Raw genomic sequence first — 13,534 nt, 5'->3', positions numbered from 1 at the left:
GGTTTGGGTCCACGGGAAGGGCCATCCACGCATGCCGTGGATCTACTGGGGATTACGGGGGCTGGCCAGCTCCACCCGTGGCCGCGGCAGGTCGTGCAGCTGCATGAAGCGGGCCGCGTCCACTGGCCGGCCCAGCAGGAAGCCCTGCAGGTAGTCGCAGCCGAGGCGCTCCAGGTAGGCGCGCTGCGCGGCGGTCTCCACGCCCTCGGCCACGATGTCCATGTCCAGCGCATGGCCCAGCGCAACGATGGCCGACACGATCACCACGTCTTCGGCGCTGTGTTCCAGGTCGCGCACGAATGCGTGGTCGATCTTGATCTCGGTGGCCGGCAGGCGCTTGAGGTACAGCAGGCTGGAGTAGCCGGTGCCGAAATCATCGATCGAGATGCCCACGCCCAGGGCGGAGAAGCTCTGCAGCAGGCGCAGGCTGGTATCGGTATCGCGCATCACCGTGCTTTCGGTGATCTCCAGCACCAGGTTGCGCGGGGCGATCGCGTAGCGCTCGATCACCTCGCGAACGTCCTGCAGCAGGTGCGGCGAACTGAACTGCACCGGTGACAGGTTCACCGACATCGTCCAGCTTTCGTGGCCGGCATCGTGCCAGTGCCGCAGCTGCTGGCAGGCCTGGTCCAGCGCCCAGCGGCCGATCTCGTTGATCGCGCCACTGCGCTCGGCCAGGCGGATGAAGCGGTCCGGCGGAATCAGGCCCTGTTCCGGATGACGCCAGCGGATGAGCGCTTCGGCGCCAGCCACCTTCTGCGTAGCCACGCGGATCTTCGGCTGGTAATGCAGGAACAGCTGCTCGCTGCCGATCGCGCGACGCAGGTCGGCCAGCAGGCGGAACTGCTGCTCGGCACTGTCGTTCATCCAGTCGGCGAACAGCACGAACGCATTGCGGCCCGACTCCTTGGCCTGGTACATCGCTGCATCGGCGAAGGCCATCAGCTGGCGTTCGCTAGCGGCATGGTCGGGGCAGATCGCGATGCCGATGCTGGCGCTCACCTGCAGCTCGTGGTCCGGCAGCAGCGGGCCGCTGCCCACCGCCTGCAGGATGCGCCGGGCCAGGGTCGGCAGGTCCTCGTCCTGTTCGATGCGCACCACCAGCACGAATTCGTCGCCGCCCAGCCGTGCCAGCATGTCGTGCGGCCGCAGCAGCTGGCGGGTGCGTTCTGCTACGGCCACCAGCAGCGCATCGCCGGCCTGGTGGCCATAGGCATCGTTGACCTGCTTGAAGCCATCCAGATCCATGAACATCACCGCGAAGCGGCTGCCGCCCTGTTCGGCCTCGGCCAGCGCCTGCAGGATGCGCCGCTGCAGCAGCAGCCGGTTCGGCAGACGGGTGAGCGGGTCGTGCAGCGCGGCCTGGGTCAGTTCCTGCTGGGCGTCGGTCAACGAGGTGCTGAGCAGCGAATTGCGCAGGCGCAACAGCTGCGCCTCCACCCGCTGGTCCAGCCAGGACACCACCAGCACCACCGCCAGGATCGCCACGGTCAGCACCACCACCAGCATCGCCAGCCAGTTGTTCTGCAGGCCATCGCCCACCGCTGCGCCGCAGATGCTGCCTTCCGGGAAGCGGGCGGCGGCCATGCCGGTGTAGTGCATGCCGACGATGGCCAGGCCGAGCAGGCCGGCGGCGGCCAGGCGGTCGCCGATGCGGGTGTGCTGCGCGCGCAGGCGGAAGGCCACGTACAAGGCAGTCCACGACGCGGCCACCGCGACCAGCAGCGACAGCAGCAGCCACACCGGCTGGTAGTCGATGCCCGGTTGCATGCGCATTGCGGCCATGCCCACGTAGTGCATGCTGGCGATGCCGCTGCCCATCAGCAGCGCTCCGCCGGCCAGGCGGGGATGGGGCAGGGTGCGCAGCGATACCAGCCAGAGCGCGAACACCGACGAGCCGATCGCCAGTGCCAGCGACAGCAGGGTGATGGGCAGGTCGTAGCCCAGTGGAATGGGCAGGTCGAAGGCGAGCATGCCGATGAAGTGCATCGACCAGATGCCCAGCCCCATCGCAAAGCCGCCGCCCAGGCGCCACCACCAGGTCGCGCCCTTGCCGGGCGCGGTGACGGTGCGCCCGGCCATCGCCAGTGCGGTGTAGGACGCCATCACTGCAACCAGCAATGAGGTCGCCACCAGCCACGGGTTGTACGTGCCTACCAGCATTCGTCAGTCTCCCGGACCTGCCTGTCAACGGAAAAACTACGGTGGGGCATGCGCAAGGCGGGCGACCAGAGCCGCCGGTTGCAGCGTCCCCCCGGTCGCTGCGCATTCACTCTAACGCGGGCACCGGGGGGGACGGCAAGCAGCAGAACGTGACGACCGCGTCAGCGAGTCACTGCATCGGCAGCCTGGAAGGCGGCATCGAACAGGCGCTGCACCGGCGGCCCCATTTCACCGACCAGCAGGGTCAGCAGGAACAGGCCCAGCAGCAGCGAGACCGGCAGGCCCAGCTGGATCGGATTCAACGCCGGCGCGGCGCGGGCCAGCACGCCGAAGGCCAGGTTGACCGCCAGCATCGCCACGGTCAGCGGGATGGCCAGGGTCAGCGCGCCACGCAGCACGGTCAGCAGGAAGGTCGGGGCGATGCTGAAGAACGCGTGCGGGTCGGGCAGGGGCGCGCCGATGGGCAGGGCGCGGTAGCTGTCCACCACCAGCGAGATCAGCGCCAGGTGGCCGTTGGCGGTGAAGAACAGCAGGCCGAACAACAGATAGAACCACTGGCCGATGACACCGGAGGTGCCGCCGCGCAGCGGGTCGCTCATCTGCGCAAACGCCAGGCCGGTGCCCTGGGCGACCAGTTCGCCTGCCATGGCACCAGCCTCGAACACCAGCCGCAGCATGAAACCGATGGCCACGCCGATCGCCAGCTCGCGGGCGATGGTCAGCACGGTAGCGGCGTCGAAGCCGGTCCAGTCCGGTACCGGCGGCAGCAGCGGCGCCAACGCAATGGCCAGCGTGCCGGCCAGCATCACCCGCACCCGGCCGGGCACCGCGCGAGTACCGATCATCGGCATTGCCATGGCCACTGCGCCGATGCGCAGCATGGTCCACAGCACGGTGCCGATCATGCCGAAGGCGTTCAGGCCGTCGGCGGCCATCTGGGTGGCGGCGTCCATCTGCGTGCGCGTCCGTCTAGCCGATCAGGTGCGGGATGCGCTGGAACAGCAGCGTGGTGAATTCGACCAGATGGCCGATCAGCAGGCTGCCCAGTGCAAACAACACCGCTGTGAGGGCCGCGGCCTTGGCAACGAAGGCGATGGTCGGCTCGTTGAGCTGGGTCGCCGCCTGCACCACGCCCACCACCACGCCGACCACCAGTACGGTCAGCAGCAGCGGGCCGGCCACCCAGAGCACGGTAATCAGGCCGCCACGCAGTTCGGTCAAGGCAAGTTCGGGGGACATCATGGTTCCATCGGTAGCGCCGGACCATGCCCGGCGGTGGTCAATGCGGCGGCCGGCACTGCCCGGCGTCGCCTCTGTAGAGCCGAGCCATGCTCGGCTGACCTTCGGATCAGGCCGGGTTGAAGCTGGCCGCCAGCGTGCCGACGGTCAGCACCCAACCATCGACCAGCACGAACAGCAGGATCTTGAACGGCGCAGAGACCAGCATCGGCGACAGCATCATCATGCCCATCGACATCAGCACGCTGGCCACGACCAGGTCGATGATCACGAACGGGATGAAGATCAGGAAGCCGATCTCGAAGGCGGTCTTCAGTTCGCTGGTGACGAACGACGCGACCAGCACCGGGAACGGAATCGCATCAGGGCTGGCGTAGGTGCCGTGACCGGCGATGCCGGCGAAGGTCATCAGGTCGGTCTCGCGGATCTGCGCCAGCATGAAGGCGCGCAGCGGCGTGGTGGTCAGCGTCCAGGCAGTCTGGAAGTCGATCTCGCCATTGAGGTACGGCGCCATGCCGGTGCTCCAGGCCTTGTCCCAGGTCGGCAGCATGATCATCGCGGTGAGGAACAGGGCCAGGCCCAGCAGGACCTGGTTGGACGGCGTCTGGCCGGTGCCCAGCGCCTGCCGCAGCAGGCCCAGCACGATGATGATGCGGGTGAAGGAGGTCAGCACCAGCAGCATCGACGGGATCAGGGTGATCGCCGTCATCAACAGCAGTGTCTGCAACGGCAGGCTGACCGGCGCACCGCCGATCTTGCCGACGTTGATGTCCGGCAGCGGCGTGGTCGGCGCGCCCGGGGCGGCGAACGCCAACGCAGGCAGCAGGCACAGGGCGATCAGGCTCAGCCACGGCAGCAGGGTGGCAAGACGGGAACGGGTCACACGCATGTCAGGGGTCCTTGCGCAGCCGCTGTTGCAGCAGCTGGGCGAAATTCGGCAGGTTCTTCAGGTCGGGTACGCGTACCGGCGCAGGCGGTGGCAGCGGTTCGGGCAGCGTGTGCAGGGCGTTGATGCCACCGGCGGTCACGCCCAGCAGCAGTTGCTGACCATTGACCTCGACCACCACCACGCGTTCCTTGGCGCCGACATTCAGGCTCGCCACCAGCTTCATGCCCTCGGCCGGGCGGAAGCCGCTGCCGGGCAGGCGTTTGAGCAGCCAGCCCAGGCCGATGACCAGGGCCAGCACTGCCAGCAGGGCCAGTACCGCACCGAACAGGCTCGGTGCGGCCGGCGCATGCTGGCCGATCTGCGGGGCCGTCTTGGCGACGGCCAGGGTGGTGGCGAGCAGGCTCAACGCAGTCTCCGGATCCGCTCGCTGGGGCTGACCACATCGGTCAGGCGCACGCCGAAGCGGTCGTTGATCACCACCACTTCGCCATGGGCGATCAGCGTGCCGTTGACGAACACGTCCAGCGATTCGCCGGCGCCGCGTTCCAGCTCAACCACCGAGCCCTGGTTGAGCTGCAGCAGGTTGCGGATCGGCAGGCGGGCGCGGCCGACTTCCAGGGACAGCGTCACCGGCACATCGAGGATCACGTCCAGGTTCAAATCCGGGCCGGTCGCTTCATCGGCCTGCAGGTTGCTGAACTGGGCCGGGGTCGGTTCGAGGGCGTCGATATCGTTCATTGCGGGTCTTCCTGGATGACGGGTACGCGCGGACGGGTGCCCGGCGGATGGGTAGCGGTGATCTTTACGGCGTTCATGCCGTTGGCGACGCCGAACTCACCGGTGAACACCGGGATGTTCTCCACGCACAGCGGCACCTGCGGGCTGAGGTCGATCGGCAGGATGTCGCCGACCTTCAGCCGGGTCAGGTCGCGCAGGGTCATGCGCTTGCTGGCCAGCACGCTGGAAAGGGTGACTTCGGCCACGTTGAGCTGCTCGCGCAGGGTGCGGCCCCAGCTCTCGTCGCGGTCGTTGCGGTCGCTCTGGATGCCGGCGTCGAGCAGTTCGCGGATCGGCTCAAGCATCGAATAGGGCAGGGTCACGTGGATGTCACCGCCACCGCCGTCGAGTTCGACATGCAGGCGGCACACCACCACGTACTCGCGCGGCGTCACGATGTTGGCGAAGTGCGGGTTGATCTCCGAGTTGATGTACTCGAATTCCACGTCCATCACCGGTGCCCACGCTTCACGCAGGTCGGCGAAGGTCTGCTTCAGCAGCAGGTGGATCACCCGCATTTCGGTTGCGGTGAACTCGCGGCCTTCGATGCGCGTCGGGTAGCGCCCGTCGCCGCCGAAGAAGTTGTCGACGATGGCAAACACCAGGGTCGGTTCGAACACGATCAGGCCGGTACCGCGCAGTGGCTTGAAGCGGATCAGGTTCAGGTTGGTCGGCACATACAGCGAGTGCATGTAGTCGTTGAACTTGATCAGCTCGATGCCGCGCACGGACAGTTCGGCCGAACGCCGGATCAGGTTGAACAGGCCGATCCGCCACAGGCGCGCAAAACGCTCGTGGACCATTTCCAGGGTCGGCATGCGACCGCGGATGATGCGGTCCTGGCTGGCGAAATCGTAGGAGCGTGCTTCGCCACTGGGGGCGTCCGGCTCGGTTTCGACCGCGCCACTGTCCACGCCATGCAACAGGGCATCGATCTCATCCTGGGACAGCAGGTCATTCATCGGGGAGCCCTTACTGGGTCACGAAGCTGGTGAAGAGCAGGTCGTCGGCACCGTTGCTGCCGGTCTCGGCCTTCAGCACCTTCTGCACTTCGGCCAGCGAATCGGCCTGCAGCTTCTGCTTGCCGGCGATGTCGGCGATCTGCTGCGGGCTGACCTGCGAGAACAGCATCAGCAGGCGCGCGCGGATGGCCGGGGCATGGGTCTTGATCGCTTCCAGCGCGGCCGGATCGCGGGTCATCAGCTGCACTTCCACCTGCAGGTAGCGCGGGCCGTCGATCGAGCCGTTGAGGTTGACCACGAATGCCGGTTCCAGCGCGAAGTACTGGGCCGGGGCCGGGGTGGTGGTCTTCTTCGGCGCCTGCGCGGTCTTGTCTTCGTGCTTGGACTGGGTGAAGAACCAGACGCCGCCACCGGCGGCACCGGCGGCCAGTACGGCGACCAGGGCGGTGATCAGGATCGGACTGCGCGGCTTGGCGGTCTTGTCCTTGTCGGCGGTCTTCTTGGTTTTGTCAGCGGCTGCGGCCACGGGGTGAAGCTCCTGAGGGTTGCTTCACCGGGATATGCAAGGGGTGTGCCGGAGTGGCCGGAGAGGGCGGTGACGGAATTCCGTCGGGTGTTCATATCGGTAGCGCCGGGCCATGCCCGGCGGAATGTCGGGAATCCGCCGGGCATGGCCGGCGCTACCCGTGTTCTGGTAGGTGCCGACCGTCCCGCTCTGGTGGGTGCCAACCTTGGTTGGCACGCCGGTCAGGCGTACGCGTCCAACAACCCGCGCTGGCGGATCAGCTGCGACGCCGACACCGTGGTGTCGCCCAGTGACGGTTCTCCGTCACCACCACGACCGCCGCCGCCCGCCGGGCTGCCCGGAGTGCCGTCGCCACTGTGCTGCTGGCCGACATCGGCATGGGCCAGCTGGAAGCCTTGCTCGCCGAGCAGTTCACGCAGGCGCGGCAGGCTGCTTTCCAGCGCCTGGCGTACATCCACATGCGGGCTGCTGAAGCTGGCATGGACCTTGTCACCGTTCATCTGCAGGCGCACGTCCACCGGCCCCAGGTCTTCCGGATTGAGGCGGATGTGGGCATGGCCGATCTTCTGGTCGGCCAGCCAGCCGATGCGCGCGCCGATGGCCTGGTCGAAACCATCATCGCCCAGCACCGGCTTCGGAGTCGGTTCGCCATTGAAGACGGCATTGCTGGCCAGTGCGGCCTTCAGGTCCTGCAGGGCGGCGGGCAGGGGGGGCTGGAGCGGTGCCGGAGGTGCGCGGTCGCCGATCTGCAGGCTGTCACCGTCGTCGGCACGATCCAATGCCTTGCCCCCCATCACCAGCTCCGGCAACGGCAGGCCACTGGCCTCATCATCGCCGGCAGCGGATGCCGGAGCGCTGGCGGCCGGCGCTGCCGCGCCCTGGCTCGCGTTGGTCGCCACTGCGGCGGCCGCGGGTGCCAGTGCAGCGGAGGGCAGCGCGCCACCTTCGGCATCGCTGGCCGCTGGCGGCGGCAGCACAGGCGCTGGATCGACGCCGGTGGGCACGGCCAGCATCAGGCCGGCCAATCCGAGTGGCGGCCAGGGCGCGTCGTCCGCGTTGGCCGGGGTGTCCTTGTCGTCGCTGGCTGCCGACGTCGCCGGTACAGCAGGTGTCGCTGTGCTGGCATCCGTGGCGGCTGCTTCGCCGTCGGTCGGCCGCGGCGTCGCCTTGCCCGGGTTGCCGTCGGGGGTTGTTGCAGCGTTGGCCGGTGTTGCCGGATTGCTGGCGTTTGTCGCGGTAGCGGGAGTGCCGGTCGACGCGCCGCCGCCCTGCAGCATCTGGCCGAAATCCTTGCCGGAATCGCTGCGCGAGGCGCGTGCGCTGCCGGCATTGCCACTGCCGCCGGGCGTCGGTGCGCTGGCGTTGCTGCTCAACGGGGAGGGCATCACGACCGGCCTCCCTGCTCGCCATCGTCCTGGTCTTCGGTCTGCGCCAGGCGCGCGCGGCGTGCGCCGATGTCATCCATCTCGCGCTGGTCGCGGCGGTCGGTCACCACTTTTTCCTGCGCACGATAGCTGGCGGCCAGCTGCTCGAGCACGGCCTTGTCGCGGCTGGCGAGGATCAGGCGCGCGCGTTCGGCTTCCACTTTTTCGAGGTTGCCGTTGACGGTCTGCTGCTGCTGTTCCACCGCGCTGTCCAGCCGGTCCAGGAATGCGCGCCGGTTCAACAGCTGCGCCGGGCTGGTCGCGGCCATCTGCGCGTTGGCGTACTCCTCGGCGTAGCGGCGCAGTTCGTCCAGACGCGACAGATGGGTGTCGAGCACGTTCTGGCGTTCGGCCAGGTCGCGGGCGACCGCGTCTTCGTGTTCCTGGGCCCGCTTCAGCAGGGGGTCGATGCGCTTGGACTGGATCATGTCAGCCTCTCGTTCTCTTGTTCCACCAGGCGCTGCAACGCCGCCTGGCTGTGCGGTAGATCTGCGGCCTTGGCCACATCCTGGCCGAGGAATTCCATGATTTCCGGCCAGCGCTCAAGGGCTTCATCGGTCGCCGCGTCGTTGCCGCGCTGATAGGCGCCGATGGCGATCAGGTCGCGGTTGGCCGAGTAGGCCGAGACCAGCCGTTTCAACTTGCGGATGCGCAGGCGCCACGGTTCGTCGGCGATTTCCGTGACCACGCGGCTGACCGACGATTCCACATCGATGGCCGGGTACAGGCCGCTGTCGGCCACCCGGCGCGAGAGCAGGATGTGGCCATCAAGAATCGCGCGCGCTGCATCGGCGATCGGATCCTGCGGATCGTCGCCTTCGGTCAGCACAGTGTAGAAGGCGGTGATCGAACCGCGCCCCTTGGCGCCGTTGCCTGCACGTTCCACCAGTGCCGGCAGCTTGGCGAACACCGATGGCGGATAGCCGCGCGTGGTGGGCGGCTCGCCCACCGACAGGCCGATCTCGCGCTGCGCCTGCGCGAAGCGGGTCAGCGAATCCATCAGCAGCAGGACGTTCAGGCCTTGGTCGCGGAACCACTCGGCGATGGCCGTGGCACGGTAGGCGCCATGCAGGCGGGCCAGCGGCGGCCGGTCGGCCGGGCTGGCCACTACCACCGCGCGGCGCAGGCCTTCCTCGCCCAGCGTGCTTTCAACGAAATCGCGCACTTCGCGGCCACGCTCGCCGATCAGGCCGACCACGATCACGTCGGCGGCGGTGTAGCGGGTCATCATGCCCAGCAGCGTCGACTTGCCGACGCCGGAGCCGGCGAACAGGCCCACACGCTGACCGCGGCCGATCGGCAGCAGCGCATTGATCGCGCGCACGCCCACGTCCAGCGGCTGGGTGATCGGTTCGCGCGCCAGCGGATTGATTGACACGCCGGCCATGCCGACGTGGCCTTCAGCGCGGATCGGGCCCTTGCCATCCAGCGGTACGCCATCGCTGTCGATGACACGGCCGAGCAGGCCTTCGCCCACTTCCACGCCGCCACGACGTGCCGAGGGCACCACCCGCGCATTCGGCAGCAGCCCGTGCAGTTCGGCACTGGGCATCAGGTAGGTGCGTTCGCCGGCGAAGCCGACCACTTCGGCATCGACCCAGCCGCCGTCAACCACTTCCACCTTGCAGCTGGCGCCGAGCGGCGCTTCGCAGCCGACCGCTTCCAGGGTCAGGCCGACCGCCCGCCGCAGCACGCCTTCGCGGATCAGCCCGCGACCGTGCGCGGTGTCGACTTTCAGGCCGTCGAGGCGGTTGGCCAGGCGCAGGTTGCGGGCAACGGCCCAGTCGGCCGGTGGCGACGGCTGCGAAGCGGTATTGGTATTCATGCGATGGCTCCGGTCTGGCGGATCACGGCGTCCAGCGCGCCGCGCAGGCGGGCTTCCAGGGTGCCGTCGATGCGTACCGCTTCGGCATGCACGCGCAGGTCGCCACGGCTCAGGCTGGTGTCAGGCACCAGGCGCTGCTGCGGCGACAGGGTCAGCAACGGGGCGAGGGCGGTGATGTCATCGGGGTGCAGGCGTACTTCCACCTCGCGGTTGCTGCCGCCGACGGCGTCAATCGCCTCGCCGACCAGTTGTCCCAGCAGCGCCGGATCGGCCTCGTAGGCACGGCCAACCAGCGCACCGGCAATGCGTACCGCCAGTTCGCCGAGGGCGCCGACCACTTCATTTTCCAGGCGTGCCAGCGGCCGGCCGAAGTTGTCGAGGATGCCCTCGATCTGCGCGACCAAGCGGCGCACCTCGGCCTGGCCCTGGCTGAAGCCATCGGCATGGCCCTGGTCGAAACCTTCCTTCTCGGCGCTGTCCTGGATCGCCTGGATTTCCTCCAGGGTCGGCAGCTGCAGCGGCGGCTCGGGCTCATGCTCCGGGTCCGGCTCGGTGAGTTCGAAGGCCTCGTCGTGGTCCAGCACCGGTTCGGGCTGGGCCAGCAGGTCCGGGGCAAGCCAGCGCACGACGTTGCTCACAGCATCGCCTCCGCGCTGCCGCCGATGGTGACAGTGCCCTCATCGGCCATGCGCTTGACGATGGCCAGGATCTCGCGCTGCGCCACTTCCACGTCGGACAGGCGGACCGGGCCGCGCGCTTCCATGTCTTCCAGCAGGATCTCGGCTGCACGCTGGGACATGTTGCGGGTGATCTTGTCGCGCACCTTGATGTCGGCGCCGCGCAGGGCCAGGCCCAGTCGCTCGCCGCTCACTTCGCGCAGCACCAGCTGCATCTCGCGGTCGTCCAGGTCCACCAGGTCGTCGAACACGAACATCAGGTCCTGGATGCGGCCACTCAGCGGTGCGTCGATGCGCGCGATCTCGCCCAGGATCGCCTGGTCCTGGCCGCTGTCCATGAAGTTGAGGATGTTGGCCGCGCACTGCACGCCGCCGATGTTGGACGACTTCAGGTTCTGGTTGCCGGCGAACTGGCGTTCCATGATCTCGTTGAGCTCGTTCAGCGCATTGGGCGGAATGCCGTCGAGGGTGGCGATGCGCAGCAGCACGTCCACGCGGGTGCGCTCGGGCAGCAGCTTCAGCGCGTCGGCAGCCTGGTCGGTTTCCAGGTGCGCCATCACGATGGCGATGATCTGCGGGTGCTCGTTGCGCACCAGGTCGGCCACCGCACGCGGGTCCATCCACTTCAGTGCGTCCAGGCCGGTGGTGTTGCGGCCCAGCAGGATGCGGTCGATCAGGTTGCCGGCCTTCTCGCTGCCCAGCGCCTGCACCAGCATGTTGCGGATGTAGTCGTCCGAGCCCACGCCAAGCGAGGTCTTCGAGCCCAGTTCCTGGCTGAACTGGTCCATCACCCGTTCCACCTGTTCGCGGGTGATGTCGGACATGGTGGCCATGGCGATGCCGATCTTCTGCACCTCCTTCGGCTCCATGTGGCGCAGCACTTCGGCCGCGTCCAGTTCACCCAGCGACAGCAGCAGGACGGCGGCGCGCTGCACGCCGGTCAGGGGCGCGACCTCAGTCATTGGCCACCCAGCCCTTGACCACCTGGGCCACGCGCTTGGAGTCGGTCTTCACGGCTTCACGGGCCATCCGCAATCGTTCCTCATAAGAATCCACCGGCAGGGCCAGCGCTTCCGGCCCGCCCAGGCTGACCCGGTCGGCGCCCAGCGCCGGCAGCGGGGTGCCATCGTCATCGACCAGCTGCACGTCCGCGGTGTGCGGTTCCAGCGCCAGTTCTTCGTTCTTGCGGTTCTGCCCGGTGATGCCGCGCAGTGCCGGGCGCAGCACGCCGAACAGCAACGCCATCACCACCAGCGCACCCAGCAGCATGCGGCCGGCATCGTGCACCCACGGCAGTTCCCACCAGGCCGGGCCTTCCACCGGCGTGGTGTCACGCACAAACGGGGCATTCATCACCGACACGGTGTCGCCACGCTCGGCGCTGAAACCGACGGCCTGCTTGACCAGTGCCTCGACCCGGGTCAGTTCGGCCGCCGACAGCGGCTGCGGTGCAACCTTGCCGTTGGCGCCGGCGCGCGGCACGTTGTCCACCAGCACCGCCACCGACACGCGCTTGATGCGGCCGGCCGGCTGGCGGGTGTGCTGCAGGGTACGGTCCAGCTCGTAGTTGCGGGTCGCGTTCTTGCTGCTTTCGGTCGGTGCCTGCGCGGTGGCCGGTGCGGCGGCCTGGCCCGGCGGGCTGTTGCTGGTGGCACCCGGTACGCCCTGCGGGCCCGGCGTGCTGCTGGTGTTCTCGCTCATCTGCTCGCTGCGCAGCTTCTGCGGCTCGCCGTTGTACAGCTCGCGTGCTTCCTCGGTCACCGAGAAGTCCATGTCGACACTGACTTCGGGGTTGACCCGGCCGGGGCCGGTCATCGGTTCCAGCAGCTCGCGGATACGCTGGTTGAACGAGGTTTCCTGGCGGCGCACCTGTTCGAACTGGGCAGCGTTGACGGCCGCTTCGCTGTTGGGGTCGCTGACGCTGAGCATGCGACCGCTCTGGTCGACCACGGTCACCCGTTCCGGCGCCAGATCGGGAATGGCTGCAGCAACCATGTGCACGATCGCATCAACCTGGCTGCGTTCCAGCTGCTGGCCGCCACGCAGTTCAAGGGTGACCGAGGCACTGGCCACATCACGCTGGCGGGTGAACGCACTGGGCTTGGGAATGGCCAGATGCACGCGCGAATCGCGCACCGGGCGCAGCGTGTTGATGGTGCGCGACAGCTCGGTTTCCAGCGCGTGCTGGTAGCGCGCACTTTCCACGAACTGGCTGACACCAAAACCGGGGTCGCGCTCCATCAGCTCGAAGCCGAGCTTGCCGCTGTCGGTCAGGCCCGAGCCCGCCAGTTTCAGGCGGGCATCATGCAGGTTCTTCTCCGGCACGGTGATGCCGCCGGTGGCCGGGTCCAGCTGGAACGGAATCTGTGCGGCACGCAGCAGATCGGTCGCTTCAGCGGTGGCCTTCTGGTCCAGGCCGGTGTACAGCGGCACCATGCCCGGCTTCTGCGACCAGAAGAACACGAACAGCCCGGCCGCGACGGCCACGGCGATCATCGCCATCAGTCCGAGCCGACGGGTGATCTGCAGGCTTTGCAGCCGGTCGAACCACTGGCCCGCCTTTTCGGCGTTCAGGGATTCCTTGGAGAGCGACAGGGCCATGCGTTTCTATCCTTACAGCGGCATGTTCATCACGTCCTGGTAGGCCTGGACGAGACGGTTGCGGACTTCCACGGTGGCGCGGAAGGCGATCTGGGACTGCTGCGAGGCGACCATCACCTTGGCCAGGTCGGCACCGGGTTCACCCAGTTCGAAGGCCTTGGCCAGCGCGCCGGATTTCTGTTGCGCATCGTTGACGCCGGCGATGGCGCCGCGCAGGGTTTCAGTGAAGCTGGCAGGCTGGACCTGCGGCGCATCCAGCACCGTGCCCGGCAGGGCATTGCTACGCGGCGCTTCGGCCAGCGGGTTGAGCGCGGGCTGTCCCACCTGGGTCTGGTAGGAGCGGATCTGGGAAAGGATCGAAGTGACGGAGTGGGACATCTGCAACGGTTCCAGAAACAGGGATGGGGGTGTCTGCTGGAGCTAGTGCAAGTGCCGTGCCGAAATGGCTGAT

General features: G+C 67.9%; 15 protein-coding genes. All 15 read right to left on the bottom strand.

All coding sequences use genetic code 11. From position 1 onward, the window contains the following. Positions 1 to 42: 42 nt before the first annotated feature. Positions 43 to 2,163: a putative bifunctional diguanylate cyclase/phosphodiesterase gene (locus AC07UW_RS09435; protein ID WP_495211914.1), complete on the bottom strand. Its 2,121-nt coding sequence runs from the start codon at positions 2,161 to 2,163 to the stop codon at positions 43 to 45. A 161-nt stretch (positions 2,164 to 2,324) separates the two neighbouring features. Beyond that, positions 2,325 to 3,116 (bottom strand): flagellar biosynthetic protein FliR, encoded by a 792-nt coding sequence (fliR, locus tag AC07UW_RS09430; RefSeq protein ID WP_105164005.1) that lies wholly within the window; start codon positions 3,114 to 3,116, stop codon positions 2,325 to 2,327. A gap of 16 nt (positions 3,117 to 3,132) precedes the next feature. Then, positions 3,133 to 3,402 (bottom strand): flagellar biosynthetic protein FliQ, encoded by a 270-nt coding sequence (locus AC07UW_RS09425; RefSeq protein ID WP_005413254.1) that lies wholly within the window; start codon positions 3,400 to 3,402, stop codon positions 3,133 to 3,135. A 109-nt stretch (positions 3,403 to 3,511) separates the two neighbouring features. Further along, positions 3,512 to 4,291, bottom strand: a complete 780-nt coding sequence (fliP, locus tag AC07UW_RS09420; RefSeq protein ID WP_025878986.1) for a flagellar type III secretion system pore protein FliP — start codon at positions 4,289 to 4,291, stop codon at positions 3,512 to 3,514. Position 4,292: 1 nt separating this feature from the next. Further along, on the bottom strand, positions 4,293 to 4,697 hold the full coding sequence (gene fliO / locus AC07UW_RS09415) for a flagellar biosynthetic protein FliO (RefSeq protein WP_033831039.1): 405 nt from the start codon (positions 4,695 to 4,697) through the stop codon (positions 4,293 to 4,295). Beyond that, positions 4,694 to 5,029, bottom strand: coding sequence for a flagellar motor switch protein FliN (gene fliN, locus AC07UW_RS09410; protein ID WP_025878988.1), 336 nt, complete (start codon positions 5,027 to 5,029; stop codon positions 4,694 to 4,696). Before fliN ends, fliO begins: the two co-directional genes overlap by 4 nt. Beyond that, positions 5,026 to 6,030 (bottom strand): flagellar motor switch protein FliM, encoded by a 1,005-nt coding sequence (gene fliM, locus AC07UW_RS09405; protein WP_025878989.1) that lies wholly within the window; start codon positions 6,028 to 6,030, stop codon positions 5,026 to 5,028. The genes fliN and fliM overlap by 4 nt, the downstream gene beginning before the upstream one ends. Before the next feature lie 10 nt (positions 6,031 to 6,040). Further along, complete coding sequence (locus AC07UW_RS09400; RefSeq protein WP_025878990.1) at positions 6,041 to 6,556, bottom strand: flagellar basal body-associated FliL family protein; 516 nt, start codon at positions 6,554 to 6,556, stop codon at positions 6,041 to 6,043. A gap of 221 nt (positions 6,557 to 6,777) precedes the next feature. Beyond that, positions 6,778 to 7,941: a flagellar hook-length control protein FliK gene (locus tag AC07UW_RS09395; RefSeq protein ID WP_495211942.1), complete on the bottom strand. Its 1,164-nt coding sequence runs from the start codon at positions 7,939 to 7,941 to the stop codon at positions 6,778 to 6,780. Next, complete coding sequence (gene fliJ, locus AC07UW_RS09390) at positions 7,941 to 8,408, bottom strand: flagellar export protein FliJ (RefSeq protein ID WP_025878992.1); 468 nt, start codon at positions 8,406 to 8,408, stop codon at positions 7,941 to 7,943. Before fliJ ends, AC07UW_RS09395 begins: the two co-directional genes overlap by 1 nt. Beyond that, complete coding sequence (locus AC07UW_RS09385; protein WP_025878993.1) at positions 8,405 to 9,805, bottom strand: FliI/YscN family ATPase; 1,401 nt, start codon at positions 9,803 to 9,805, stop codon at positions 8,405 to 8,407. Before AC07UW_RS09385 ends, fliJ begins: the two co-directional genes overlap by 4 nt. After that, a complete protein-coding gene (locus AC07UW_RS09380) occupies positions 9,802 to 10,443 on the bottom strand; it encodes a FliH/SctL family protein (protein WP_033831041.1) in 642 nt (213 codons plus the stop codon). Before AC07UW_RS09380 ends, AC07UW_RS09385 begins: the two co-directional genes overlap by 4 nt. After that, positions 10,440 to 11,426 carry a flagellar motor switch protein FliG gene (gene fliG, locus AC07UW_RS09375; RefSeq protein WP_025878995.1) on the bottom strand — a complete coding sequence of 329 codons (987 nt, stop codon included), beginning with the start codon at positions 11,424 to 11,426 and terminating at the stop codon, positions 10,440 to 10,442. Before fliG ends, AC07UW_RS09380 begins: the two co-directional genes overlap by 4 nt. 10 nt (positions 11,427 to 11,436) lie before the next feature. After that, positions 11,437 to 13,083, bottom strand: coding sequence for a flagellar basal-body MS-ring/collar protein FliF (gene fliF, locus AC07UW_RS09370; protein WP_025878996.1), 1,647 nt, complete (start codon positions 13,081 to 13,083; stop codon positions 11,437 to 11,439). Between the two features lie 12 nt (positions 13,084 to 13,095). Beyond that, positions 13,096 to 13,461 (bottom strand): flagellar hook-basal body complex protein FliE, encoded by a 366-nt coding sequence (gene fliE, locus AC07UW_RS09365; protein ID WP_025878997.1) that lies wholly within the window; start codon positions 13,459 to 13,461, stop codon positions 13,096 to 13,098. Positions 13,462 to 13,534 lie beyond the last annotated feature (73 nt).

The sequence above is a fragment of the Stenotrophomonas sp. GW821-FHT02D01 genome (genome assembly GCF_059421765.1).
This window is presented reverse-complemented; position numbering and strand designations above follow the sequence as displayed.

Coding starts and splice junctions, on each gene's coding strand:
- fliF (WP_025878996.1), bottom strand. CDS start 13,083: ATGGCCCTGTCGCTCTCCAAGGAATCCCTGAACGCCGAAAAGGCGGGC.
- fliE (WP_025878997.1), bottom strand. CDS start 13,461: ATGTCCCACTCCGTCACTTCGATCCTTTCCCAGATCCGCTCCTACCAG.
- AC07UW_RS09395 (WP_495211942.1), bottom strand. CDS start 7,941: ATGCCCTCCCCGTTGAGCAGCAACGCCAGCGCACCGACGCCCGGCGGC.
- fliP (WP_025878986.1), bottom strand. CDS start 4,291: ATGCGTGTGACCCGTTCCCGTCTTGCCACCCTGCTGCCGTGGCTGAGC.
- AC07UW_RS09435 (WP_495211914.1), bottom strand. CDS start 2,163: ATGCTGGTAGGCACGTACAACCCGTGGCTGGTGGCGACCTCATTGCTG.
- fliN (WP_025878988.1), bottom strand. CDS start 5,029: ATGAACGATATCGACGCCCTCGAACCGACCCCGGCCCAGTTCAGCAAC.
- fliJ (WP_025878992.1), bottom strand. CDS start 8,408: ATGATCCAGTCCAAGCGCATCGACCCCCTGCTGAAGCGGGCCCAGGAA.
- AC07UW_RS09425 (WP_005413254.1), bottom strand. CDS start 3,402: ATGTCCCCCGAACTTGCCTTGACCGAACTGCGTGGCGGCCTGATTACC.
- AC07UW_RS09385 (WP_025878993.1), bottom strand. CDS start 9,805: ATGAATACCAATACCGCTTCGCAGCCGTCGCCACCGGCCGACTGGGCC.
- fliM (WP_025878989.1), bottom strand. CDS start 6,030: ATGAATGACCTGCTGTCCCAGGATGAGATCGATGCCCTGTTGCATGGC.
- fliR (WP_105164005.1), bottom strand. CDS start 3,116: ATGGACGCCGCCACCCAGATGGCCGCCGACGGCCTGAACGCCTTCGGC.